Consider the following 23849-nt stretch of genomic DNA (forward strand, 5'->3'; position numbering starts at 1 on the left):
AGCGGCCCGGCGCAGCGTCACCGTCATGGAATCAGTCATCCAGGTCGAGGGCCTGGTCAAGAAGTTCGGGGGGACGGCGGCGCTGGCCGGCGTCGACCTCGTCGCGCGGCGAGGGGCCGTGCTCGGCCTGCTCGGCCCGAACGGCTCCGGCAAGACCACCACCGTGCGGGTGCTCTCCACACTGCTGCGACCCGACGCGGGGCGCGCGAGCGTGCTCGGGCACGACGTCGTCGCGGAGCCGGCCGCCGTCCGCAGGCAGATCGGGCTGACCGGGCAGTACGCCGCGGTTGACGAGGCACTGTCGGGCACGGACAACCTCGTACTGGTTGCCCGGCTGCTCGACCTGCCCCGGCGCACCGCGCGCGCCCGCGCCGCCGAACTGGTGGAGCGGTTCGGCCTCACCGAAGCGGCGGCCCGGCGGGTCCGCACCTACTCAGGAGGAATGCGGCGCAGGCTCGACCTCGCCGCGAGCCTGATCGGTCGTCCCCAGGTGCTGTTCCTCGACGAGCCGACCACCGGGCTCGACCCCCGCCACCGCAACGAGGTGTGGGACAGCGTGCGCGCTCTCGCCGCCGACGGCGTGACCGTGCTGCTGACCACGCAGTACCTCGAAGAAGCCGACCAGCTCGCCGACGACCTCGTGGTCCTCGACCGGGGGCGGGTGATCGCCGCCGGGACCCCGGCCACCCTGAAGGCCGAGGTCGGCGGGCAGCGGCTGCACGTGCGGCCGATGCACCGGGCCGACCTGCCGCTGGTGACCGCGCTGATCGCGGAGTTGGCCCCCGGCCTCGAGCCCACCGTCGACGCCGGTGGCGAGCTGATCGTGCCGGCCGTCGACTCCGGGCTGCTGCACCGGGCCGGGGCCCGGCTCGACGAAGCCGGTGTCACCGTCGCCGAGCTGGGTCTGCGGTTGCCGAGCCTCGACGACGTCTTCCTGACCTTGACCGGACGGGTGGCAGGCCCGGCCGCCGCCACCGAGGAGGCTGCCTGATGAGCACTGTCACCACTGCACGACCGGCTACGTCGCATCGGACGGGGAGCGCGGGCGGAGCGCCCGTTCGCCGGATCCCGTCCGCGCTGCGCCACGGCGCCACGCTCGTCTGGCGCGGTGTGGTCAAGACGATCAACTCGCCGGAGGCGCTGATCGACGTCACCCTGCAGCCGATCATCTTCCTGCTGCTGTTCGTCTACGTCTTCGGCGGCGCGATCTCCGGTGACACCGGCACGTACCTGCAGTTCGCGCTGCCCGGCGTGCTCGTGCAGACCGTGGTCTTCGCCTCAGCAGGCACGGGCGTGGCACTCGCCGACGACCTGCACACCGGCATCTTCGACCGGTTCCGCAGCCTGCCGATCTCGCGCGCCGCTCCCTTGCTCGGCGCGATCGGCGCGGACCTCGTCCGCTACCTGGCATCGGGCGTGATCATGTTGGTGTTCGGCGTGATCCTCGGATTCCGGTTCGCCACCGGCCCGGTCGCCGTGGTGGCCGCGCTCGGCCTGGTGATGGTCTTCGCCTTCGCGTTGTGCTGGATCTTCACCGCGCTGGCGATGGTCGTGAAGGAGCCGCGGTCCGTGCAGGGCCTCGGCGCGCTGATCATGCTGCCGATCACGTTCGGCAGCAACGTGTTCGTCCCCGCCTCCACCATGCCCTCCTGGCTGCGCTGGTTCGTCGAGCTCAATCCGGTCTCGAAGATCGCGGACGCGGTGCGCGGACTGCTCACCGGTGGCCCCGTGGCCGCGCCGGCCACGGCGTCCCTGATCGCGGCCGCGGTCGTCGTCGCGATCTTCGCGCCGCTCGCGGTGGCGCTCTACCAGCGCCGGACCTGATAGGCACGGCCCGTCCCGCCGCGTCGAGGGGCCGTGGCGGGACGGTCGGGCTTTCAGATCGGCTGGGTGGTCTTCTCCGCGAGGACCGCCAGCCCTTCGTCGCGCGGCAGTTCTCGGCCGCGCCGCACAGCGTCCTGCGCCGCGGCGGAACCGAGCGCGTCACGCACGCGGTCGAGGGCGGCGAGCACCTCCGGATTGCCCCGATCGATGGCCCCACGCTGGGCGGCCGCGATCCCGAGCAGCAGGCCGGCGCACTCCGCGTCGCCGTCGGCGAGCGCGACGAGCACGGCGACCTCGGCCACCCCCGCGGCGATGGGCCCGTCCCGGCTTTCCACCGCCGCGGTGACCGCCTCGGCGAGTGCCGCCCTGGCCGCCGGCCGGTCCCCCGCGGTGAGCTCGACCGCCGCCCGCGTCATCGCGAGGTACGCCGCGCGTTGCGGTGCTCCGCTGCCGCGGTCGCCCAGCTCGGTGGCGGCTCGGGCGACGTGGACGCGTGCCGCGTCGACGTCCCCTGCCAGGCGCTCGACCTGCGCGAGCGCGATCGACAGGAGCCCCGCCGTGCTGAACAGTCCGCGCGCCATGGTGCTTGCCCGTTGCAGCATCTCCCGTGCTGCGGCGACGTCACCGCGCCGGGCTGCGAGCATCGCGCGCTTGGTCATGAACTGGGGCAGGTCGTCGTCGTTGCCCAGGTCACCTGCGAGCGCGATCGCCTCGTCGTACGCGCGGGCGGCTGCGTCGTGCTCGCCGGCGATGTCCTCCAGCTCGCCCAGCGCGTGCACGACGATGCCCAGCCCGAAGCGATCGCCCGTGCCGGCGAACAGCTCGTGCGCCGCGCGGAGGTACCGGCGCTGATCGTCGAGCCGGCCCTCGTTTTCCGCGATCTGGGCCTGCGTATGCAGCGCGAAGGCGCGCACCCACGGATCAGCGTCCGTGGCGCAGAGCTGCTCGATCGGCCCTGGATCGGAGCCGGCGAACAGCGCGTACACCGGGCCCAGCAGTTCCAGCACGGGTGGCAGCGGACGGGGAAGGCCGTCGGCGAGCGCGAGGGCGGCCTCGACGGCACGCTCCGCCGCCGGGAGATCACCACGTGCCACGCCGACCAGGGCGAGATAGGCGGTGTTCATGGCGCGGGCCAACACAGGGGCCGGACCGGTGAGCGGCTGGACCGCTTCCACCCAGCGCACGGCCTCGTCGAACAGCCCGCGCACGATCCAGGCCCACGCCATCGCGGCGACGAGCCGGTGCGCCGTGCCCGCGTCACCTGCGGCAACGGCCCGGCGCAGCGCGACGTCGATCTCGTCGGCCTCGGCCCGCAACCGCACCAGCCACGTGAGCTGCTCGGTCCTCCGCAGGCGGGGTTCGGCGGCTTCTGCCAGCTCGAGTACCAGTGCGGCATGTGCTGCCTCGGTGACCGCCCGTTCGCCGGACTCGTCGAGGCGCTCGCTCGCGTACTCCCTGATCGTCTCCAGCATCCGGTAGCGCGTGCTGCCGTTCTGCGGGATCGCGACGACCAGCGACTTGTCGACGAGCGCCGCGAGCAGCTCGAACACCTCGCCCGGGGCCGGGCCCGCCGGGCCGGCGCAAACCCGCTCCGCAGCAGCAGCTGTGGCACCGCCCGCGAATGCGGCGAGCCGGCGCGCCACCGCCCGCTCCGGTTCGTCGAGCAGGTCCCAGCTCCAGTCGACGACCGCGCGCAGCGTCTGGTGGCGGGGCAGCGCCGTCCGGGCGCCGGAGGTGAGCAGCCGGAACCGGTCGTCGAGACGTGCGGCGATCTCCGCAGGCGTCAGCGACCGCAGGCGTGCCGCCGCCAGCTCGATGGGCAGTGGTTGGCCGTCGAGCCTGCGGCAGATCTCGGCGACGGCCGGCTCGACGTCGGGGCCGAGGCCGAAGCCGGGACGTACCGCCGCCGCCCGGTCGACGAAGAGCCGGACGGCGTCGACCGGCGCCAGCGCCTCGACGGGGTGCAGCACCTCGCCCGGAACCCCGAGCGGCTCACGGCTGGTGGCCAGCACCCGCAACAACGGGCACGCGCCCAGCAGCGTCTCCGCGAGCACGGCCACGCCGTCCACCAGATGCTCGCAGTTGTCCAGCACGAGGATCAGCTCGCGGCCGCCCAGGGCCGTGACGAGCCGCGCCGTCGTCGGTGGGCCGGTGTCGTCCTGGATGCGAAGCAGCAGCTCGGGCCCTCCGACCGCGGCGAGCACCGCGGCGGGCAGCTGTTCCGTGGCGGTCAGCGCGGCGAGCTCGGCGACTCGCGTCTCCGCGCCGTCGGCCGTGACGGCTTCCCGTGCGAGCCGCGTCTTCCCCGCGCCTCCGGGCCCGGTGAGCGTCACCAGCCGGGCGGCGCCGAGCAGCGCACGGATCCGTTCGACGTCGCCCGTTCGGCCGACGAAGCTGGTCAGCGGGGCGGCCGGCGGGGGCGACGAGAACGTGGGGGCCTGGGCCGTCACCCGCGCGGGAGTGGCGTCGCCACGCAGAACGGCGAGCCGCGCCGCCTCGAGCTCGGCGCCCGGATCGACGCCGAGCTCGTCGGCCAGCCGCGCCCGGGTGCTGTCCAGCACGGCGAGGGCGTCGGCCTGCCTGCCGGTGGCGTGCAGTCCGCGGGCCAGCAGCACCGCCGTGCTCTCGCGCAGCGGGGCGGCATCGAGCTGTGCGCGCAGGGTGTCGAGCTCGACGGCGGGCTGTCCGAGCTCCAGCGCGAGCCGGGCCTGCCGCTCGACGGCGAGCGCCCGGCGCTCGGCCAGCCGATGTGCCACCGGTCCGGCGAAGGGCAGGTCGAGAACGTCGGCGAGCGCGGGCCCGCGCCACAGCGCCAGAGCATGGCCGAGAAGCGCATGCGCCGTCGTGTCGTCGGCAGCGTCCGCAGCCGTCAGTACGGACGCGAACCGCAGTGCGTCGACCGCCTCCGGCTCCACCCGCAGCTGGTAACCGCGGGCGGCGGTGTCCACGAGATCGGCTCCGATCGCCCGGCGCAGTCGCAACACGAGCGCCTGCAGCGCGTTGCCGGCTCCCTCGGGCGGTGCATCGCCCCACAGGTCGTCCACCAGCTCGCTCACGGCGACCGGTCGCCCGGCGTCGAGCGCGAGCCGGGCGAGCAACCCGCGCAGGCGCAGCCCGCCGAGCGACACCGGGTGCTGCTCGCTGCCCTCCGGCCACGCCTCCACGGCACCGAGCAGCGTGATCCGCACGCGATCAGTGTGCCCGGGGAGTGCCGGGTGGTTCGCTCGTGGTCAGGAGGTGCTCGGGGCGAGCTCGGCGAGCAGGAGGGCTTCGCCGAGCACCGCCTTCCCGAACATCGCCAGGTCCAGGCTCTCGTCGATGCCGTGCCAACGGCTGGCCGGGTCGCCGACGCCCGTGACGAGCACGGTGGCGCCGGGGAAGGTGCGCGCGAACTCGGCGATGAACGGGATGGAGCCGCCGACGCCGGTCTCGACCACCTCGTTGCCGTAGGCCTGGGCGAACGCCCGGCGTACCGCGTCGTAGACGGCGCCGGTGGCCTCCAGCGAGAACGGCTCCGCCACCCCGGACTCCGGTGTGATGGTGACCTGCGCGCCCCACGGCACGTTGGCCTCGATGTGCTCCGCCAGTGCCTGCTGCGCCTTCAGGGCGTCCTCACCGGGTGCGAGCCGCATGCTCACGCAGGCGCGGGCGCGGGGGAGCAGCACGTTCGACGACTCGGCCACGCGCGGTGCGTCGATTCCGAGCACGGCCACGGCCGGCTTGTTCCAGAGGCGGGTCGGCACGCTGCCCGAGCCCAGCAGCTCGACGCCGTCGAGCAGCCCGACGTCCGAGCGGAGCGTGGCCTCGTCGAGGTCGGGGCCCTCGGCGGTGCCGCGCACGAGCCCCGGGACGGCCACCTCGCCCTTCTCGTCGTGGAGGGAGGCGAGCCCGTGGCAGAGCGCCGTGAGGGCGTCGCCGACCGGGCCGCCGAACATCCCGGAGTGCGCCGGGCGCTCCAGCATCGCGACCTCGACGATGACGCTCACCAGGCCGCGCAGGCTCGTGGTGACGGCCGGGACGTCGACCGACGGGTTCGAGGAGTCTGCGATCACGATCACGTCGGAGGCGAGCGCGTCGCGGTGCTCACGGAGCAAGGCGCTCAGCGTGGGGGAGCCGGACTCCTCCTCACCCTCGATGAACAACGTGACCCCGACCGGCGGCTTGCCCTCGTAGGCGCGCAGCACCGCGAGGTGGGTCATCACGCCTGCCTTGTCGTCGGCCGCACCCCGGCCGTACAGACGGCCGTTCCGCTCGGCCGGCTCGAACGGCGGGGTCGTCCAGTGCTCGTCGCCGCCGGTGGGCTGGACGTCGTGGTGCGCGTAGAGCAGCACGGTGGGTGCGCCGTCAGGGGCGGGCCAGTGGGCGACGACGGCGGGCGCGCCACCGTCGGCCGTGATGATCGTGACGTCCGCGGCCCCAGCGCCTCTGGCGAGCTCGGCGACGGCCTCGGCGCTGCGGCGGGTGTCCTCCGCGTGGGACGGGTCGGCCCAGATGCTCGGAATCCGGACCAGCCTTTCCAGATCGGCGCGCGCGCCGGGCAGGGCTGCGGTGACGAGTGCGGAAAGGCGGTCTGCGGAGTGATCGGCCACCCCTCGATGCTAGTACCGTCCGGCCCTCATTCCGCCCGCTCGACGTGGGCCGCCGGACGGTCCCGCCGTCGCGGAGACCGTAAGCTCTTGACCATGTCCCGGTTCCTGGCAATGCTGCTGGACTCCGCCACCCGTTCCACCAAAGGGATGACCACCGGCGAGCCCAGGACGGCAGTGCGGCGACCGTGGTCCGACGTGCACGCCGCCGCACGGCGGATGGCGGCTGGGCTGGTCGCGGGCGGCCACGACGTGGCTGGTCTGCCGCGGGGCGCCGCGGTTGGGGTCCTCGCGGGTGAGCCGGCGTCGATCGCCCCCGTCGCCCAGGCCGTGTGGTTCACCGGCGGCAGCGTCACGATGCTCCACCAGCCGACGGCGCGCACCGACCTCGCCTCCTGGGCCGAGGACACCGTGTCCGTCCTGCACATGATCGACGCGAAGCTGGTGCTGCTCGGCGCGCCGTTCGACGGGCTGGCGCCGGTGCTCGCCGAGCGCGGTATCGCCTACCGCACCATCGAGTCGCTCGACGCGGGCGGCGACTTCGTCCCCGACGCCGCGGCCGCCGCCGAGGACGACACCGCTCTCCTGCAGCTGACGAGCGGTTCCACGGCGGAGCCGAAGGCGGTGCGGATCACCCATCGCAACCTGCACTCCAACATCGCAGGCATGGTCCACGCCTCCGCGCTCGACGTGGGCAGCGACGTGATGGTGTCCTGGCTCCCGCTCTTCCACGACATGGGCATGGTCGGGTTCCTGACGGTCCCGATGACCACGGGGCTCGAGCTCGTGAGCGTCACCCCGGTCGACTTCCTCACGCGCCCGCTGCTGTGGGCCGAGCTGATCTCGAAGTACGGCGGCACGGTCACCGCGGCGCCGAACTTCGCCTACGCGGTGCTCGGCCGGCAGCTCGCCCGCGCCGACGAGGGGTCGCTCGACCTGTCGTCGCTCCGGATCGCCCTCAACGGCGCAGAGCCCATCGACCCCGACGCCGTGGCGGCGTTCACGTCGGCGGGCAGCCGCTTCGGCCTGCAACCGGAGTCGGTGGTCGCCGCTTACGGGATGGCCGAGACAGCGCTCGGTGTGAGCTTCGCCCCGCTCGCCACCGGACTGGAGGTCGACCACATCGACGCCCAGCAGCTGGAGGAACACCGACGCGCGGAGCCGACGGCCGGCGAGCCCCGCCGCCGCTTCCCGAAGCTGGGCCCGCCGCTCCTCGGCATCGAGGTACGGGTGGTGGGCGACGACGGCGCGGTTCTCGGCGATCGCGAGGTCGGTGTTCTGCAGCTGCGTGGCGAGTCGGTGACCCCCGGCTACCTCACCGTCGACGGCCCGGTCGCCACCCAGGACGACGAGGGCTGGCTCGACACCGGCGACGAGGGCTACGTCGTCAACGGCGAGGTGGTGGTCTGCGGCCGGCGCAAGGACGTGATCATCATGGGCGGGCGCAACATCTACCCCACCGACATCGAGCGTGCGGCGGCCCAAGCCGACGACGTGCGCGCCGGCAACGCCGTGGCCGTCCGGATGCTCAGCGGCACGGAAGGCGCTATGCACCGCGAGTCGTTCCTTGTGGCGGTCGAGTCGCGCAAGGCGGGCGACCCGGAGGCGGAGCAGGTGATCCGCAAGGACGTCACCCGCCAGGTGGTCTCCGCGGTGGGGGTGCGCCCGGCCGAGGTCATGGTGCTCGGCCCCGGCACCCTGCCCAAGACCCCCTCCGGCAAGCTGCGGCGGGCAGCCACGGGCGAACTGCTGCGGGCTCGCGTCTGAGGCAGCTGCACGGGGATGCCGGGCGGCCCGACCGCTTATCGCTGCCGCGGCGGGCCAGCTCCAGGCGATGATCACCGTTTGGGGCCCCGTAGCGGCATATGACGCGGCTGCGCGTCCCCATTCGCTGATCATGGCCGCCGGGTGGTGGCTGATCTGCGCGGCCGCGGTTCATGATCACCGTTTCGGGCCCCGCGGCTGCTCTCGGTGCGGTTCTGTGGCCCCAATTGCTGATCATGAGGGCGCCGCGCGGGGTCGCGCCGTCAGGGGGGATCGGCGCGGGTGATGGCGGCCCGCCGGGCTTGCGGAGGGCGGGATGGCACGGGTTACCGGCTGTTGATCACTGCTCGGCGCCGGAGCCTGGACCCCGGTTAGCCAGCTACCATGATCATCAGCTTGGGCCCTGTAGCGGCATATGACGCGGCTGTGCGTCCCCATTCGCTGATCATGGCCGCCAGCCGCCGGGTGGTGGCCGATCTGCGCCGCCGCAGTTCATGATCACCGGTTCGGGCCCTCCAGCTGTGCGTGATGCGGTTGCGGGTCCCCGAATGATGATCATGGAGCGCACGCCCCCCCACGAGCCACCGGACATACGTCGTTGCCCACCGAGTGGCTGATCAGGTGCCGGGCAACCGCACGAGGACGGTTCCGGGTTCCTGAAAGCTGATCCCTTCGCGCCTGCCGACTGTCCGCGTCGAGCAGCCGGCGCTGCACGCCATGATCATCATTTCGGGCCCGGTGGCCGCATATGACGCCGCTGGGCGTCCCCAATTGCTGATCATGGCCGCGGGCCGTCGCCGGGTGGTGGCTGATCCGGGCCGCCGCAGTTCGAGATCACCGTTGCGGGCCCCGCTGCCGTTCACTGCACGGCCGCGCGTCCCCAAACCGTTGATCAACGACGCAAGCGCGTCAGCCCGAGAGGGCGTGGAACTTGTTCTGCGCCGGCTCGAGGCCGTCGGAGAGCAGGGCCTCGGCGGCGTCGGCGGCGAGGTCGACCGCGAACTCCAGCTCTTTCTTCTCCGCCCCGGAGAAGCGCTTCAGCACGAAGTCGGCTGGGTCCTGCCGGCCCGGGGGCCGGCCGATCCCGAAGCGGACGCGCAGGTACTCCTTCGTTCCCAGCGCGGAGCTGATGGAGCGCAGGCCGTTGTGGCCGCCCTCGCCCCCGCCCCGCTTGAGGCGCACCACGCCGAAGCCGAGGTCGAGGTCGTCATGGACGACGACGAGATCCTCGATCGGCACGGAGAAGTACTTCGTGAGCCCGGCGACCGGGCCCCCGGAGACGTTCATGTACGTGCGCGGCTTGGCGAGCACGACCCGCCGTCCGGCGAGCCTGGCTTCGAGCACGTCGGAGTTGGTTCGGTGCCGGGAGAAGCGGCCACCGCCGGCCCGCGCCGCGAGTAGTTCGACGACGCGGAATCCGACGTTGTGCCGGGTCTCGGCGTAGTCGGGGCCCGGGTTGCCGAGCCCGACCACCAGAGCGGGGCCCGGCGTCATGGTCAGCTCTCGGTGGGCTCGGGCGCCGGGGCCTGCGGGGCTTCCTCGACGACGCCTGCACCCTCGGTGTCGATCTCGCCCTCGAGCTGGGCCTCGGTCGGGGCGGCGACGATGTTGATCACGAGGACCTCGGCGTCGGCGCGGAGCGTGGTGCCCTCGGGCAGCGGCACGTCGGCGGCCTGGATCTGGGTGCCGACCTCGAGGCCCTCGACGGACACCTCGACGTGCTCCGGGATGTTGGAGACGTCGGCCTCGACCTCGATGTTGTTGAGCTCCTGGGTGACCAGGGTGCCGGGCGCGGCGTCGCCGACGACGACCACCGGGACCTCGACGGCGACCTTCTCGCCCCGCCTGATCACCAGCAGGTCGACGTGCTCGATGTACGGCCGGATGGGGTGGGTGACCACGGTCTTGGTCAGCGCGAGCTGGGGGCGGCCGCCGATGTTGAGCGTGATGACGGCGTTGCGGCCCTGCTCACGGACGACCCGCTTGAACTCAAGCTCCGGGAGCGAGAGATGCTGCGGGTCGGTGCCGTGCCCATAGAGCACAGCGGGAATCTTGCCTGCGCGACGTGTGCGGCGGGCGGCGCCCTTGCCGAACTCCGTGCGGGTCTCGGCGTCGATACGGGCCTCGGCCACGGTACTTCTCCTCGATCAAGCGTGCTGTGACATGGACGCGCGGCGAGGCAGACCGGCCGGGCCGGGGCTGCGTCGATAACGGCAGGCTAAGAAGGAACACCCACCCTCGCCGCGGAACTGGCGTCAACGATACGCGACGCGCACCGCGTGCCTCGCCAGACCCTCGCCCTTACGGGCGTCACTCTCTGCGGTGACTTCAGCCGCTCCTGGGCGTCCACCGACCCGGGCAATGCGGTCGGATGCCGCTGGTAGAGCCGTCCAAGCGCTGTGGGTACTCGCGAAAGCCGAGTCGGTCGATCGGTGACGACCACAGACAGGGAATTGTGGATCACGAGGCAGAGCACGCCCCGCGCCTCCGGTACGGCCGACGGCGGTCGATGGATCGACGCTGCCGTGGCCGCACCGGAGTGTGATTCGCGGAGTCCCTACGCGTTGCCGTCGAAGAGGCTGGTGACCGAGCCGTCGTCGAACACCTGGTGGATGGCCTCGGCGAGCAGCGGGGCGATGGAGAGCACGGTCATCGCCGGGAACCGCTTCTCGTCCGGGATCGGCAGTGTGTCGGTGAAGATGACCTCGCGGGCCCCGCAGGCGGCGAGACGCTCGGGCGCGGGGCCGGAGAGCACGCCGTGCGTCGCTGCGACGACGACGTCCAACGCGCCCTCGTTGAGCAGCACCTCGGCGGTCTTGGCCACGGTGCCACCGGTGTCGATCATGTCGTCGATCACCACGCAGAGCCTGCCCTCCACCTCACCGACGACGCGGTTGGCGACGGCCTCGTTCGGCCTGCGGGGGTCGCGCGTCTTGTGGATGAACGCCAGCGGCGTGCCGCCGAGGGTCTCGGCCCAACGCTCAGCGAGCCGGACGCGGCCGGAGTCGGGGGAGACGACGGCGAGTGGGTGGTCGGCGTAGGTGCGCTTGACGTGCTCGGCGAGCACCGGCAGCGCGAAGAGGTGGTCGACCGGCCCGTCGAAGAAGCCCTGGATCTGAGCGGTGTGCAGGTCGACCGTCATGATCCGGTCGGCGCCGGCCACCTGGAACATGTCGGCGATGAGGCGGGCCGAGATCGGCTCGCGCCCGCGGTGCTTCTTGTCCTGGCGCGCGTAGCCCCAGAACGGCATGACCACGGTGATCCGCTTGGCCGAGGCCCGTTTCAGCGCGTCGACCATGATCAGCTGTTCCATGATCTGGTCGTTGATCGGCGCCGAGTGCGACTGCAGGACGAAGGCGTCGCAGCCGCGCACCGACTCCTCGAACCGGACGAAGATCTCACCGTTGGCGAACGAGTACGCCGACTGTGGCGTGATCGTCACGTCCAGGTGCTTGGCGACCTGCTCGGCCAGCTCAGGATGTGCACGCCCCGAGAAGAGCATGAGGTTCTTCTTCGGGACTGCCGACATCGCGCTCACCGTGCTGTGCCTCCATCGCCATTGTTCGCCCGGTCGACCGCCCTGGCGGCGGCCTCCGCGGCCGGGGTGTCGGGCCGCTTCTTCTCGACCCACCCCTCGATCGTGCGCTGTGCCCCGGCGGACACGGCGAGCGCCCCCGGTGGGACGTCCTCGCGCACGACCGCGCCGGCCCCTGTGTAGGCGCCGTCGCCGACGTGTACCGGGGCGACGAAGGTGTTGTCCGAACCGGTCCTGACGTGCGATCCGATGACGCTGCGCTGTTTGCGCACACCGTCGTAGTTGACGAAGACCGAGGACGCGCCGATGTTGCTGTACTCGCCGATTGTGGCGTCGCCGACATATGTGAGATGCGGAACTTTGGTGCCCGTGCCGATGTCGGAGTTCTTGACCTCGACGAAGGTGCCGATCTTGCCGCGCTCGCCGAGCCGTGCCCCCGGCCGCAGGTAGGCGAACGGCCCGACCGACGCGCCCGCGCCGATGGCCGCTCCGGTGCCGTGCGTGCGGATGACCCTGGCGCCCGCGCCGATCTCGCAGTCGGTGAGCGTGGTGTCCGGGCCGACCTCGGCGCCGCCGGCGACGGACGTGCAGCCGTGCAGCTGGGTGTGCGGGTGCAGCACGACATCCGGCTCCAGCCGGACCTCGACGTCGGTCCACGTGGTGGCCGGGTCGACGACCGTGACGCCCTTGCGCATCCAGCCGTCGAGCAGGCGCCGGTTCAGCTCGGCGCGGATGGCCGCGAGCTGGACCTGGTCGTTGACGCCGCGTACCTGCCAGCCGTCGACGCAGCGCACGGCGCGGACGTCGACGTCGTTGTCGTGCGCGATCTTGACGAGGTCGGTGAGGTACAGCTCGCCCTGGCTGTTGGCCGCGCGCAGCCTGGTGATGGTGGCGAGGAGGTACTCGGCGTCGAAGGCGTACACCCCCGAGTTGACCTCGGTGACCGCCCGCTGCTCCGGTGTGGCGTCGGCCTCCTCCACGATGCGGGTGACGGTGCCGTCCGACTCGCGCAGCACCCGGCCGTACCCGGTGGGGTCGGCGAGCTCGGTGGTGAGGAGGGTCAGTGCCGCCCCCGAACTCGTGTGGTCGGCCATGAGGTCGGTGAGGGTGTGCGGGTCGAGGAGCGGGACGTCGCCGTAGGTGACGAGGACCGGTCCCGTGATCGTGGACGGCACGACATCGAGCGCGCACCGGACCGCGTGACCCGTGCCGAGGCGCTTCTCCTGTTCGGCCGCGAGCACCGGCCGGGCGAGCTCGTCACCCAGTGCGGTGACGGCGTCGCCGACCTGGTGGCGGCCGTGGCCGACCACGACGACGAGGTGCTCGGGTTCCAACGCGGCAACCGCGTGGACCGCATGCCCGAGAAGGCTGCGGCCGGCGATCGGATGGAGGACCTTCGGCACGGCCGAGCGCATCCGCGTGCCCTCGCCCGCAGCCAGCACGATGGCGGCGGCCGGGCGGACGGGTGCGCAGTCGCCGGTGCGTCCGGGCTCGTGACTGTCGACCATGGAGCCCACTCCCTGTTCTACTGCTGGTGGTCACCGTGGCGAGCTGCGGCGATACCGAACCTGGTGCGGTGCGGCACGCCGGGCCGGCGTCGGGGACCTGGAAATCCTACGGGGTCGGTAGGTACCCCGCCGTCGAGCCCATCGTCGCGCCCGGCATCTGGACGGACGTCTCGCCACCGGCCGGTGGGCCTGCGTAACGGCGCGAGGACGGTCCACGACTTCCTGGCCGTGAGCCACCCCGAATGGCTGACACACGGTCCGGCCGGACCGTTCGCCGTGCATCCTGCACCGGTCGTCTCACCGGCCGAGCCTGACGGATAGTTCGCTCGTTCTCGGGGGTTGTCACAGAAGGAAGATCACGACCGCTCTCAGGAGGCTTTCGATGCCCACGCGCACCGCCCGCACGGCCTGGAACGGCACCCTCGAGCAGGGAGCCGGCCAGGTCGAACTCACCAGCAGTGGCGTGGGCACGTACGACGTGAGCTTCCCGAAGCGCACGGCGGAGGACGCTGGCGGCACCACCAGCCCGGAGGAGCTCATCGCGGCGGCCCACTCGTCCTGCTACGCGATGCAGCTGTCGGCGCTCATCGCGCAGGCAGGCGGCACGCCGCAGTCGCTGGACGTCACCGCCGACGTCACGCTCGGTCCGGACCCCAAGGGCGGGTTCGCGATCACGGGCATCGCGCTCACCGTCCGCGGCGAGGTCGAGGGACTCGACGCGGCGGGGTTTGAGAAGGCCGCACTCGCGGCCAAGGAAGGGTGCCCGGTCAGCAAGGCACTGGCCGGCACCACCATCACCCTGGACGCCGGTCTGGAGTGACGGACCGGGGCCTGCCGTCACGGAGGCCCCACTGGTAGGGAAACAGAGGAGTGGCATGAGGTGCACGGGGAACGGGCGTCCGCCCGAACCGCCCCAGCCGCCGCCGGCGCCGAACGGGCGCTGAGCGGGCTTGCGAAGCGAACACCATCGCCGAGCAAGGCAGGGGAGTGAACATCCACGCTGAGGGGGCCCGCGAGGCGATCACCATCGCCGAGCGGAACTCGCGTACGAACACCAGTATCAAACAGAACCGCACCAACTGACCGATCCATGACAACCGTGCCGGGGCGGTCCCGCTGAATGAGGCGGGACCGCCCCGGTTCGGCTACGGCGCCGGTCGGACCGCGCGTAGGGTCGGTTTCATGATCCGCGAGATCGCGCTGATCGATGTTCGTGAGGGCAGCGAGAACGATTTCGCCGCCCGCAACGCCGAGGCGCAGGCGATTTTGACCGGAACGCCGGGATGTCTCTCGGCGCAGATGTTTCGCGGGGTGGAGAGCCCCACCCGGTTCGTCGGGATGGTGGAGTGGGAGTCGCGCGACGCCCATCTGCAGAACTTCCGGGGCACGGATCGGTACAGCCGGTACGTAGCGCTTCTGGGTGAGTTCCTGGCCGCGCCGCCGGTGGTCGAGCACTTCGTGCTTTACGACGAGAAGCCGGAGCTCTGACGGTCCGTCCGCGGCAGACGCGCCCCGTACCCGGGTCGTCGCAGGTCGTGGCGGTTGCGCGGGTATGTCACCCGCGTATCTCATCTCTGTGACGAAAACCGCTCGCGGGCTCGGCCGCCGCTCGGGCGACCCGAGTTCGGGCTACTCCCGACCCCCGCCGGGACGACGGGGGGTGGCCCGGAACGCCGGCTGCCGGCGCCCGTGCCGCTGCGGCATGAGGTTGGTCGGCGAGGCGCTGACCTGCTGCTCCGCCGCCAGGATTCGAACCTGGACCATCGGAACCAAAATCCGAGGTGCTGCCGTTACACCACGGCGGACAGGCCTTCATCCTGTCACGCAGTGGGAACACCGGTTGCGGCGGACCACGGCCGGGTATGCGATGGAGCGCACTGTGAACCGGGCGATTCGCCTGTTGTTCCCGTGGCGGGGGCTGTGTGGCCGGGTCCTGATCACCTAGCCTCCGGAACGGGTGCGGTCCGCAGCCGCGCGGGCCGCCCGGCCGTCACCCCAGACACTCATCCGCGAGGAGCCCCATGACCGCCACCGTCTCGGACGCCGACGGAAGTCGGCCGACGTCGGATCCGAACCCGGTGATCTCCGGCCGACGCACCGCGTTCCAGCACTCGCTGATCTGGGTTTTCGTCGCGGGACCGATGGTCGCGCTCGCGCTGGCCGTGCCACTGGCGTGGGGATGGGGGGTGGACTGGCACGACCTCGTGCTCCTCGTCGTGTTCTACGTGCCCGCCGTACTCGGCATCACGGTCGGCTTCCACCGCCACTTCACGCACAAGTCGTTCAAGGCCAAGCCGTGGCTTCGTGTTGCGATGGCGATCACCGGTTCGCTGGCCGTGCAGGGCAACATCCTGAACTGGGTGGCCGATCACCGCCGCCACCACGCCTTCTCCGACCGTGAGGGTGACCCGCACTCGCCGTGGTTGTTCGGCACGTCGCCGCTGGCCGTGGCGAGGGGCTTCCTGCACGCCCACATGACCTGGTTCTTCGACCGCAACGAGACCAACCACCGGCGGTTCATCCCGGACCTGCTCGCCGACCGCGCGATCGTGCGCGTGAGCAAGACGTTCGGTATCTGGGTGGCGGTCAGCCTGTTGCTTCCCGCTGTGCTGGGCGGGCTCATCTCGTGGTCCTGGGTCGGCGTGCTCACCGGCTTCTTCTGGGGCGGGCTGGTGCGCCTCGCGATCTCCAACCACGTCACGTGGTCCATCAACTCGATCTGCCACATGATCGGCAGGCGCCCGTTCCGCTCACGTGACCGGTCGCACAACTTCTGGCCGCTCGCCGTGCTGTCCATGGGCGAGTCGTGGCACAACCTGCACCACGCCGACCCGACGTGCGCGCGTCACGGCGTCCTGCCCGGCCAGATCGACATCTCGGCCCGGCTCATCTGGATATTCGAGAAGCTCGGCTGGGCCTACGACGTGCGTTGGCCCACTCCCAAACGGCTCGCCCGGCTCAGTAGCCAGGAAGCGTGAGCCTCGCGTTGGAGCTACGGGCGATTCCACCGCTTTGACCTGCATGTATGCCTCCAGTAGGGGGCCGGGCGGGCGCGCGTGCGGCCCACCCGGGTGACCTACCCGCGGGGGAGTGCTGGGCTGTTCGTGAAACACTGGCCCCCGTGCGCAGACTGGAGAACCGTCACCGGCGCGACACGAGCGGGGGGGCGCCGCAGTGCTGACCGAGAACGCAGCTCATGCGGGTGACGCGCCAACCGCCGCGCCCCTCGTCACGTGCCGGCTCTGCGGTTCGGCAGAGCTCAGAAGCTTCCTGGATCTCGGGGCCACCCCACCGTGCGAGCTGTTCCTCACGGCGGACGCCACGGAGCGCCCCGAGGCCACCTACCCGCTGCACGTGCGAGTGTGCGACAAGTGCCTGCTCGCGCAGCTTCCTCCGCTGATCACACCGGAGGAGACCTTCACCGAGTACGCCTACTTCTCGTCGTTCTCCACATCGTGGGTCGAGCACGCGAAGCGCTTCGTCGATGAGTCCGTCGAGCGGCTCGGCCTCGGCCCCGAATCGTTCGTCGTCGAGGTGGCGAGCAACGACGGCTACCTGCTGCAGCACGTCGTCGAGCGGGGTATCCGCTGCCTGGGCATCGAGCCGTCGGTCAACGTGGGCGAGGCCGCTCGGGAGAAGGGCGTGCCCACCCTGACGGCGTTCCTCACCCCGGAGACCGGTGCGTCGGTCCGCGCCGAGCACGGTCCGGCCGACCTCGTCTGCCTCAACAACGTCTACGCCCACATCCCCGACGTCGTCGGTTTCACGCAGGGGCTGCGGGCGCTGGTGGCGGACGACGGCTGGGTGTCGATCGAGGTGCAGCACCTGCTGACGCTGGTGGAGCGCACCCAGTTCGACACGATCTACCACGAGCACTTCCAGTACTACACGCTGCTCACCGGCCAGCGGGCGCTCGAGTCGGGCGGCCTGACGCTCGTCGACGTCGAGCTGCTCGACACCCACGGCGGCTCCATCCGGATGTGGGCCCGGCCCACCGAGATCGCGGGCGAGCCGTCGGAGCGCGTGCGTGCGGTCCTCGCCGCCGAGGAGGCGGCCGGGCTGCACACCGCCGAGGGCCACGACGGTTTCGCCGAGGCGGTCTCGCGGGTGCGTGACGACCTGGTCGCCTTCCTCATCGAGGCGCGACGGGCGGGCAAGACGGTGGTCGGCTACGGGGCGCCGGGCAAGGGCAACACCCTGCTGAACTACTGCGGCATCCGCCCCGACCTGCTGAAATACACAGTGGATCGCAACCCGTACAAGCACGGGCGGTTCACCCCCGGTACGCGTATTCCGGTGCTCGCGCCGGAACAGATCGCGAAGGACCGGCCGGACTACGTCCTGATCCTGCCGTGGAACCTGCGCGACGAGCTGATCGACCAGCTGTCCTACGTCCGCGAATGGGGCGGGCAGTTGGTGTTCCCGATTCCGGCGCTCGAGGTGATCGCGTGAAGGTCGTATTGTTCTGCGGTGGTTACGGCATGCGGATGCGCGATGGCGTGTCGGATCTGCCGAAGCCGATGCACCCGGTGGGGCCACGGCCGCTGATCTGGCATGTGATGCGCTACTACGCCCACTTCGGACACACGGATTTCGTGTTGTGCCTGGGGTACGGGGCGCATCACATCAAGGACTTCTTCCTGAACTACTCCGAGACGGCCTCCAACGACTTCGTGCTGCGTGGCGGGAACGTGGAGTTGCTGGGTTCGGACATCCAGGACTGGACGATCACGTTCGTGCACACCGGGTTGGACTCCCCGATCGGGGAGCGGTTGCGGCGGGTGCGGTCGTTGGTGGGTGAGGAGGAGATGTTCCTGGCCAACTACGCCGATGTGCTCACCGACCTGCCGTTGAACGACATGATCGGGAAGTTCGCGGCCTCGGATGCGGTGGGGGCGTTGCTGGCGGTGCCGCCGCAGTCGGCGTTCCACTGTGTGGACGTGGGGTCGGATGATCGGATCTCGGCGATCACCACGTTGCAGCAGATGCCGTTGTGGGAGAACGGCGGGTACTTCGTGTTGCGTCCGGAGATCTTCGACTACATCCCGGAGAACGGGGATCTGATCGCGGACGGGGCCGCGGTGCTGGCCAAGGAGGGCCGGATGATGGCCTATCGGCACCGGGGGTTCTGGCAGCCTGCCGACACGGTCAAGGAGCGCACCGCGTTGGAGGCGGCCTACCAGGGTGGCACCCGGCCGTGGATGCTCTGGGAGAACAGCACAGGCGACCGCGACCCCCTACAGGCCACAATTGCGGCAATGAACGACGCCAACATCGAGCGATGAGATCGTGCTGAGCCTGCTGCCGGAGCGCATCGACCGGATCCTGCTGCTCGGCGCCCATTGCGACGACATCGCGATCGGCGCCGGCGGGTCCCTCATCGAGCTGTGCCGTGCGCATCCCGGCGTCACCGTCTCCGCGCTCGTCCTCACCGGGGGCGGCTCGCTGCGGGAAGAGGAGGAACGCGCTGCTCTGGCGGCGTTCTGCCCCGGGGCTCAGCTGGAGGTCGCGGTTCTCGACCTCCCCGACGGTCGCGTCCCGACGCGCTGGGAGCGTGCCAAGCTCGCCATCGAGGAGCTGCGCACCCTCGGCGAACCGGACATCATCTTCGCGCCGTCGCCGCACGATGCCCACCAGGACCACCGCACGCTCGCGAAGCTCGTGCCCACGGTCTTCCGCGACCACCTCACGCTGGGCTACGAGATCCTCAAGTGGGAGAGCGACCTGGCTCAGCCCACCGTGTACCTGCCCCTTGCCGAGCCGGTGCTGCGCGAGAAGGTGGCCAAGCTGCACGAACACTACGGCTCACAGCGCGACCGCAGCTGGTTCGACGCCGAGACGTTCGGAGGGTTGGCCCGCATCCGCGGTGTGCAGTGCCATGCGCGGTACGCCGAGGCGTTCCACGCGTCGAAGCTCGTGCTCGGAGTCGCTCCTCTCACCGGGGTTGATCACCCGGTGGACTGAACCCCCGCCATACGAACCACTCGAAGGGATCCCCGTGCGAGTTCTGCTGACCGGTCACCAGGGCTACCTGGGCACCGTGATGGCCCCGATCCTCACCGCGGCAGGCCACGACGTGACGGGGCTCGACAGCGGCCTGTTCGCCGAGTGCGTGCTCGGCTCGCTGGACACCCCGGACGTTCCCGGGCTCAGCACCGATCTGCGGGACGTCACCGTCGAGCAGCTGCAAGGCTTCGACGCCGTCGTCCACATGGCGGCGCTCTCCAACGACCCGCTGGGCTCGCTGGCCCCCGAGATCACCTACGACATCAACCACCACGCCTCCACCCGGCTCGCCCGCCTGGCCAAGGAGGCCGGGGTCTCCCGCTTCGCCTACGCGTCCACCTGCTCGGTGTACGGCGCGCAGTCCGGCGACGAGCTGGTGGACGAGGACGCGCCCCTCAAGCCGGTCACCCCGTACGCGATCTCCAAGGTGCGTGTGGAGGACGACCTGGCGGAGCTCGCCGACAGCGACTTCGTGCCGTTCTCGCTGCGCAACGCCACCGCGTTCGGGTTCTCCCCGCGGCTGCGCGCCGACATCGTGCTGAACAACCTCGTCGGACGGGCCATCCTCACTGGCAAGGTCACCGTGCTCTCCGACGGCACCCCGTGGCGTCCCCTCGCCCATGCCGAGGACATCGCGGGCGCTGTGCTCGCCGCGCTCGCCGCGCCGGCCGACGTCGTGCGGGCGCGCGCGTTCAACGTGGGCACCGAGAAGAACAACCGCACCGTCGCCGAGATCGCCCAGGCCGTGGTGGAGGCGGTGCCGGACTCCGAGCTCGAGATCACCGGTGAGGCAGGCAACGACCCGCGCTCCTACCGGGTGGACTTCTCCCGGGCGCGCAAGGAGCTCGAGTTCGAGGCGAAGTGGACCATCCCGGATGGCGCCCAGCAGCTCGCGAAGGAGTACCGCGAGCGCGGCCTGACGCAGGACGCGTTCGACAACAAGTTCACCCGCCTGGCAGTCCTGAGCGCGCGCCAAGAAGCAGGGGAACTGGACGCGACAATGCGCGTACAGCCCTAACACAGCATTGTGGAGCCGTAGCGCTGTCGGGATGCGGCCTCTGACAGCACTACGGCTCCCAAATGCTCAGCTGGGGATTGCTTGTCTTATCGTTCGTAGGAGTCTTTTTCCGTCGCGGAGTAGTGGGGCTGTCACGAAGACCACGTCCCAGCCCGCCGCGTGTACCCGGTTGAGGCGGTCGCGGTCGCGGTTCAGCGCCCACGTCTCGCCGTCACGCCAGTCGCCGTCGTACTCGATGGCGATCTTGTGCTCCGGCAGGGCGAGATCCACGCGTGCGATGCGACCGCCCGCGTCGTGGATCCAGTACTGCGGCACCGGAGCAAGACCGTCGAGCACGAGGTGGACGCGGAGCTTGGACTCCGGCAACGACTCCGCCCTCGGATCGGCCAGTTCGACGGCTCGCCGGGCTAGGACGATCCCGTTGTCGGATCGCTGCGCCACCATCGTCGCGACGGCCGCGTGTTCGACCAGCCGGGCGCGCAGCACGGCGTCCAGATCAGCTACGGCATCAGGTAAGGCACGGCCGAGTAGCAGGTCGAGGGCGAGCCGCATCGGTGTGGCGATCCGACCGCCGGCCCAGGGCTCCCACTCGACGGGCTCGATTCCGGTGCGCCGCACATCGAGGCCCGCCCGATGCCCCAGTCGCATCTCGGTCGGCGCGAGAACCTGCACGTCGTCGTCGGGCCAGCAGAGGGGAACACCCCTGATCGTGGCTGCTGACCGACCGGTGATCACTGCCCCGGCCGGTAGGGAGAGAGCCATCGCCCGGCACCGCAACTGGTGGGTGATCTGCCCCGACGAGACCGTGTAGACGTCGCGACAGATCCGCCGCACCGAAGGCCCGCGCAGCTGGGCACGAGTGAGGGCGCCGCACGCCACGGCGTCGGAACCACGGAACACATCGGGCAAACCGGAGATCACCATGGATCAAAAGGCTGACGCAGACGGGGCGAGCAGTCGAACGCCCATCCACAGCCCAGGAACTGTGGAGCCGTACTGCTGTCTGCAGCGCCCTGCGGCAACACTGGGGCTCCACAATGCTGCAGGATTGGGGTATGTGTCGGAATATCCGGACCCTGCACAACTTCGAGCCGCCCGCCACCCGGGATGAGGTGCACGGGGCTGCGTTGCAGTACGTGCGCAAGGTCAGTGGGTCGACCTCGCCGTCGCAGGTCAACGAGGAGGCGTTCGCCCGGGCCGTGGAGGCGGTCACCGCCGCAACGCGCCGGCTGCTGGACGAACTCGTGACCTCGGCGCCCCCGAAGAACCGCGAGGTGGAGGCGGCCAAGGCGCGTGAACGCGCCGCCGCGCGCTACGCCACAGGCTGAGGCGCGCGGCGGCCGCAGATCACTGCGAGGCGGCCATGGCGTCGGCGAACTCCTCGGCCTTCAGCGGCTCGAGGTCGGAGACGCGCAGGAAGTCGCCCAGGGTGGTGCCGGTGGCACCGCTGTCGACGTTGCGCGGGCCGCGGGCGGCACGCACGTCGTCGATGTTGATGGTGCGCAGGTCGTAAGAGAAGCGCGTGACGCCGGAGAGGTTCGGCGCCGACGCGTGCAGGTGGTTGGACGAGAACATCATCACATCGCCCGCGCCCCCCGCGATCCGGATCTCGCCGCGGGACTCGATCTCCTCGAGCGGGAGCGGGTGGGGCCGGTCGTCGGTGGTGGTCTTCTCGGCGGCGGCGTGGCGGTGCTTGGCCACCCACTCGTCATAGTCGTACTGGTTGGAGCCGTTCTTCACCGGCTTGTCGAAGTAGTCGGTGTACATGCTCATGACGTTGTCGCCGACCACGGGGAAGACCGGGGTCCAGTAGTTGACCAGCTGCTGCGGGTGGCCGTACCACATGTCGCGGTGGGCCTTGTAGTTGTAGCTGACGCCGGCGGTGAGGTAGTTCTCCGCGGGGATCACGCGCAGCCGGGGGATGTCGAAGTAAGTGCGGTCGGGGTCGACGCCGAAGTCCACCGCGAACTGCTGGCACAGTTCCTTGGTGCGCTGCCCGTTGGTGAACTCGGACTTGAGCGGACCCACCCGGCTGATGAACTCCTCGACGCTCATCTCGAACTGGGCGCGCTCGGGGTCGAGGTCGCCGAACGTCTCGGCGATGAGGTCCTCGGCGTGTTTCACCAAAGCGGCCGCGCCGGGCAACCCGGTGTAAAGGTAGAAATCGCCGGAGAACAGCGACTCACGTCGGCGGTCGTCGGCGATCTGGCGGTTCAGATAGAGCGTGATCACGCAATTCCTCGCTTCTCCGGTCGAATGCCCTGCAAGTTCGCGGATGGAGGTTACCGTACGACCAGGACAGGTCGGTCCTACGAAGGAAGTTAGTAGGCGTGCGCCACTAGGAATCGTAGTAGTCGCCGACGAAAACGGTCATACCGGATCGATACGGAGCACCTGGTCATCGGCGCCGTTGGATGTTGATAGCAGTAGCGCGCCGTCAGGTGCGAGCCGGACGGCCCGTAGCCGGCCGAACGCGCCATCGAGTGCGGGCGGAATGGTCACCTGATCGACGGTACCGTCCGCGCGCAGGCGCATGAGCAGCAGCTTCTGCCCGCGCAGCGCGCCCACCGCGAGTACCCCGTCGAGATCACCCCATTGTGGACCCCTGAGAAACGCGGCGCCGGACACCGCCTCCACCGGGCTGCCCGAGCTCCACGCGGCGGACACGGCGTCGGGGAAGCGCTGGAGATCGGTCATCGGCACGGACTCGTCGTAGCCGCCGACGGTGCCGCCCCGGGACGGGTCCCAGCCGTAGTTGGCGCCTGCACGCAGGAGGTTCACCTCGTCGTCGGTGGTCGGGCCGTGCTCGGCCGAGTACGCCGCTCCGGAGCGCGGATCGACGGCGACGCCCTGGACGTTGCGATGGCCGTAGTTCCAGACGAGCCGCTGTGCGGGGTTGCCCGCGTCGGCGAAGGGGTTGCCGGGCGCGGGCCCACCGGTGGCGAGGTCGATGCGGAGCACCTTGCCGCCGAGCGACGTCAGGTCCTGCGGGATGGCGGCGCGCGCGGTGTCGCCGGTGCCGACGAGCAGCGTGCCGTCCGAGGCGAGCGTCGGGCGGCACCCCGAGTGCCGGCCCGACGGGTTGATCGGCATCCCGCCGACCAGTGGGTCGGCGACCCTGGTCGCGGCCCTGCCGTCGGCGGAGAGCTGCCAGGTGACGAGCCGGACGTCGGTGGGGGTGCTCCCCTCCATATGGGTCTGGCACGTGGTGAATCGGCGGGTCTCGGCGAAGTCGGGGTGGACGACCATCCCCATCTGCCCGCCCTCGCCCCGGACGTACACATCGGACTGATCGGCGTCGACGGGCGTGACCGTGGCCCCGGGCTTCGTGCTCGACAGCAGCGCGATCCGGCCGTCGCGCTGGGTCAGCAGCACGCGTCCGTCCGGGAGGAATCCCAGGTCCCACACGTGCGACAGGCCCCCCGCGACGACGCTCGCCCGCAGCTCGGGCGTGCCGGTGCGGGCGAGGGGGGTGGGGGCTGAGACCGGTGCGGAGCTCCCGGTCTCGGCCGAGGTGGCACCGTCGGGCGCTGTGCATCCGGTGAGCCCCAGCGCTGCAGCGGCCACCGCTGCGACGACGAAGCGGCTGGCCGTGGTCCGCAGCATGA

At 70.9% G+C, this 23849-nt stretch carries 20 protein-coding genes and 1 tRNA gene; 11 read left to right on the forward strand and 10 right to left on the reverse strand.

Annotated features, from left to right (window positions below; all coding sequences use genetic code 11):
• Nucleotides 1–25: 25 nt before the first annotated feature.
• Complete coding sequence (locus tag ACQPZQ_RS04200) at nt 26–991, forward strand: ATP-binding cassette domain-containing protein (RefSeq protein WP_433292227.1); 966 nt, start codon at nt 26–28, stop codon at nt 989–991.
• Complete coding sequence (locus ACQPZQ_RS04205) at nt 991–1824, forward strand: ABC transporter permease (protein ID WP_433292229.1); 834 nt, start codon at nt 991–993, stop codon at nt 1822–1824. Before ACQPZQ_RS04200 ends, ACQPZQ_RS04205 begins: the two co-directional genes overlap by 1 nt.
• 53 nt (nt 1825–1877) lie before the next feature.
• On the opposite strand, the gene ACQPZQ_RS04210 is transcribed toward ACQPZQ_RS04205, so the two are convergent.
• Nucleotides 1878–5012, reverse strand: a complete 3135-nt coding sequence (locus tag ACQPZQ_RS04210) for a BTAD domain-containing putative transcriptional regulator (RefSeq protein WP_433292231.1) — start codon at nt 5010–5012, stop codon at nt 1878–1880.
• Nucleotides 5013–5054: 42 nt separating this feature from the next.
• Nucleotides 5055–6413, reverse strand: coding sequence for a dipeptidase (locus ACQPZQ_RS04215; protein ID WP_433292233.1), 1359 nt, complete (start codon nt 6411–6413; stop codon nt 5055–5057).
• A gap of 93 nt (nt 6414–6506) precedes the next feature.
• Here ACQPZQ_RS04215 and ACQPZQ_RS04220 point away from each other — a divergent pair, with 93 nt between their 5' ends.
• Nucleotides 6507–8177: a fatty acyl-AMP ligase gene (locus ACQPZQ_RS04220; RefSeq protein ID WP_433292235.1), complete on the forward strand. Its 1671-nt coding sequence runs from the start codon at nt 6507–6509 to the stop codon at nt 8175–8177.
• Nucleotides 8178–9083: 906 nt separating this feature from the next.
• Here ACQPZQ_RS04220 and pth read toward each other — a convergent pair.
• The 4 genes from pth to glmU form a co-directional block, all read right to left on the reverse strand.
• Nucleotides 9084–9668: an aminoacyl-tRNA hydrolase gene (gene pth, locus ACQPZQ_RS04225; RefSeq protein WP_433292237.1), complete on the reverse strand. Its 585-nt coding sequence runs from the start codon at nt 9666–9668 to the stop codon at nt 9084–9086.
• A gap of 2 nt (nt 9669–9670) precedes the next feature.
• Nucleotides 9671–10306 (reverse strand): 50S ribosomal protein L25/general stress protein Ctc, encoded by a 636-nt coding sequence (locus ACQPZQ_RS04230; RefSeq protein ID WP_433292239.1) that lies wholly within the window; start codon nt 10304–10306, stop codon nt 9671–9673.
• A 425-nt stretch (nt 10307–10731) separates the two neighbouring features.
• Nucleotides 10732–11703, reverse strand: coding sequence for a ribose-phosphate diphosphokinase (locus ACQPZQ_RS04235; RefSeq protein ID WP_241043144.1), 972 nt, complete (start codon nt 11701–11703; stop codon nt 10732–10734).
• A 5-nt stretch (nt 11704–11708) separates the two neighbouring features.
• A complete protein-coding gene (glmU, locus tag ACQPZQ_RS04240; protein WP_433292241.1) occupies nt 11709–13217 on the reverse strand; it encodes a bifunctional UDP-N-acetylglucosamine diphosphorylase/glucosamine-1-phosphate N-acetyltransferase GlmU in 1509 nt (502 codons plus the stop codon).
• Between the two features lie 382 nt (nt 13218–13599).
• Here glmU and ACQPZQ_RS04245 point away from each other — a divergent pair, with 382 nt between their 5' ends.
• The gene (locus ACQPZQ_RS04245; RefSeq protein WP_241043146.1) at nt 13600–14037 is read left to right on the forward strand and encodes an OsmC family protein; all 438 of its coding nucleotides are present in this window, start codon (nt 13600–13602) and stop codon (nt 14035–14037) included.
• Nucleotides 14038–14399: 362 nt separating this feature from the next.
• Entirely contained in the window at nt 14400–14705 is a 306-nt protein-coding gene (locus tag ACQPZQ_RS04250; RefSeq protein WP_433292243.1) for an antibiotic biosynthesis monooxygenase family protein, read from the forward strand.
• A 246-nt stretch (nt 14706–14951) separates the two neighbouring features.
• On the opposite strand, the gene ACQPZQ_RS04255 is transcribed toward ACQPZQ_RS04250, so the two are convergent.
• Nucleotides 14952–15022, reverse strand: a tRNA-Gln gene (locus tag ACQPZQ_RS04255).
• A gap of 216 nt (nt 15023–15238) precedes the next feature.
• Between ACQPZQ_RS04255 and ACQPZQ_RS04260 the strand changes: the two genes are divergently transcribed.
• The 5 genes from ACQPZQ_RS04260 to ACQPZQ_RS04280 all read left to right on the forward strand — a co-directional run bounded on the left by ACQPZQ_RS04260 (nt 15239) and on the right by ACQPZQ_RS04280 (nt 20241).
• Complete coding sequence (locus ACQPZQ_RS04260; RefSeq protein ID WP_241043148.1) at nt 15239–16195, forward strand: acyl-CoA desaturase; 957 nt, start codon at nt 15239–15241, stop codon at nt 16193–16195.
• Between the two features lie 196 nt (nt 16196–16391).
• Nucleotides 16392–17669, forward strand: a complete 1278-nt coding sequence (locus ACQPZQ_RS04265) for a class I SAM-dependent methyltransferase (RefSeq protein ID WP_433292246.1) — start codon at nt 16392–16394, stop codon at nt 17667–17669.
• Complete coding sequence (locus ACQPZQ_RS04270) at nt 17666–18502, forward strand: glucose-1-phosphate cytidylyltransferase (RefSeq protein WP_433292248.1); 837 nt, start codon at nt 17666–17668, stop codon at nt 18500–18502. The genes ACQPZQ_RS04265 and ACQPZQ_RS04270 overlap by 4 nt, the downstream gene beginning before the upstream one ends.
• Nucleotides 18503–18506: 4 nt before the next feature.
• A complete protein-coding gene (locus ACQPZQ_RS04275) occupies nt 18507–19181 on the forward strand; it encodes a PIG-L deacetylase family protein (protein ID WP_344722145.1) in 675 nt (224 codons plus the stop codon).
• 34 nt (nt 19182–19215) lie between these two features.
• Nucleotides 19216–20241, forward strand: a complete 1026-nt coding sequence (locus tag ACQPZQ_RS04280) for an NAD-dependent epimerase/dehydratase family protein (RefSeq protein ID WP_433292250.1) — start codon at nt 19216–19218, stop codon at nt 20239–20241.
• Nucleotides 20242–20307: 66 nt separating this feature from the next.
• Here the strand turns inward: ACQPZQ_RS04280 and ACQPZQ_RS04285 are convergent, their stop codons facing one another.
• On the reverse strand, nt 20308–21165 hold the full coding sequence (locus ACQPZQ_RS04285; RefSeq protein WP_433292252.1) for an endonuclease domain-containing protein: 858 nt from the start codon (nt 21163–21165) through the stop codon (nt 20308–20310).
• 131 nt (nt 21166–21296) lie between these two features.
• Here ACQPZQ_RS04285 and ACQPZQ_RS04290 point away from each other — a divergent pair, with 131 nt between their 5' ends.
• Nucleotides 21297–21569, forward strand: a complete 273-nt coding sequence (locus ACQPZQ_RS04290; protein WP_433292254.1) for a DUF2277 domain-containing protein — start codon at nt 21297–21299, stop codon at nt 21567–21569.
• Between the two features lie 19 nt (nt 21570–21588).
• On the opposite strand, the gene ACQPZQ_RS04295 is transcribed toward ACQPZQ_RS04290, so the two are convergent.
• Nucleotides 21589–22473, reverse strand: a complete 885-nt coding sequence (locus ACQPZQ_RS04295; RefSeq protein ID WP_433292256.1) for a hypothetical protein — start codon at nt 22471–22473, stop codon at nt 21589–21591.
• 138 nt (nt 22474–22611) lie between these two features.
• Nucleotides 22612–23847 carry a PQQ-dependent sugar dehydrogenase gene (locus ACQPZQ_RS04300; protein WP_433292258.1) on the reverse strand — a complete coding sequence of 412 codons (1236 nt, stop codon included), beginning with the start codon at nt 23845–23847 and terminating at the stop codon, nt 22612–22614.
• Nucleotides 23848–23849: the final 2 nt, after the last annotated feature.

Origin of the sequence: Pseudonocardia sp. CA-142604 (assembly GCF_050948475.1) — a bacterium.
In the GTDB taxonomy this organism is placed as follows: Bacteria; Actinomycetota; Actinomycetes; order Mycobacteriales; family Pseudonocardiaceae; genus Pseudonocardia; species Pseudonocardia alaniniphila.

What these genes read in the sequence shown, in the direction of transcription:
- ACQPZQ_RS04200 (WP_433292227.1), top strand. Translation starts at nt 26, where the DNA reads ATGGAATCAGTCATCCAGGTCGAGGGCCTGGTCAAGAAGTTCGGGGGG.
- ACQPZQ_RS04205 (WP_433292229.1), top strand. Translation starts at nt 991, where the DNA reads ATGAGCACTGTCACCACTGCACGACCGGCTACGTCGCATCGGACGGGG.
- ACQPZQ_RS04220 (WP_433292235.1), top strand. Translation starts at nt 6,507, where the DNA reads ATGTCCCGGTTCCTGGCAATGCTGCTGGACTCCGCCACCCGTTCCACC.
- pth (WP_433292237.1), bottom strand. Translation starts at nt 9,668, where the DNA reads ATGACGCCGGGCCCCGCTCTGGTGGTCGGGCTCGGCAACCCGGGCCCC.
- ACQPZQ_RS04235 (WP_241043144.1), bottom strand. Translation starts at nt 11,703, where the DNA reads ATGTCGGCAGTCCCGAAGAAGAACCTCATGCTCTTCTCGGGGCGTGCA.
- glmU (WP_433292241.1), bottom strand. Translation starts at nt 13,217, where the DNA reads ATGGTCGACAGTCACGAGCCCGGACGCACCGGCGACTGCGCACCCGTC.
- ACQPZQ_RS04245 (WP_241043146.1), top strand. Translation starts at nt 13,600, where the DNA reads ATGCCCACGCGCACCGCCCGCACGGCCTGGAACGGCACCCTCGAGCAG.
- ACQPZQ_RS04250 (WP_433292243.1), top strand. Translation starts at nt 14,400, where the DNA reads ATGATCCGCGAGATCGCGCTGATCGATGTTCGTGAGGGCAGCGAGAAC.
- ACQPZQ_RS04260 (WP_241043148.1), top strand. Translation starts at nt 15,239, where the DNA reads ATGACCGCCACCGTCTCGGACGCCGACGGAAGTCGGCCGACGTCGGAT.
- ACQPZQ_RS04285 (WP_433292252.1), bottom strand. Translation starts at nt 21,165, where the DNA reads ATGGTGATCTCCGGTTTGCCCGATGTGTTCCGTGGTTCCGACGCCGTG.
- ACQPZQ_RS04290 (WP_433292254.1), top strand. Translation starts at nt 21,297, where the DNA reads ATGTGTCGGAATATCCGGACCCTGCACAACTTCGAGCCGCCCGCCACC.
- ACQPZQ_RS04300 (WP_433292258.1), bottom strand. Translation starts at nt 23,847, where the DNA reads ATGCTGCGGACCACGGCCAGCCGCTTCGTCGTCGCAGCGGTGGCCGCT.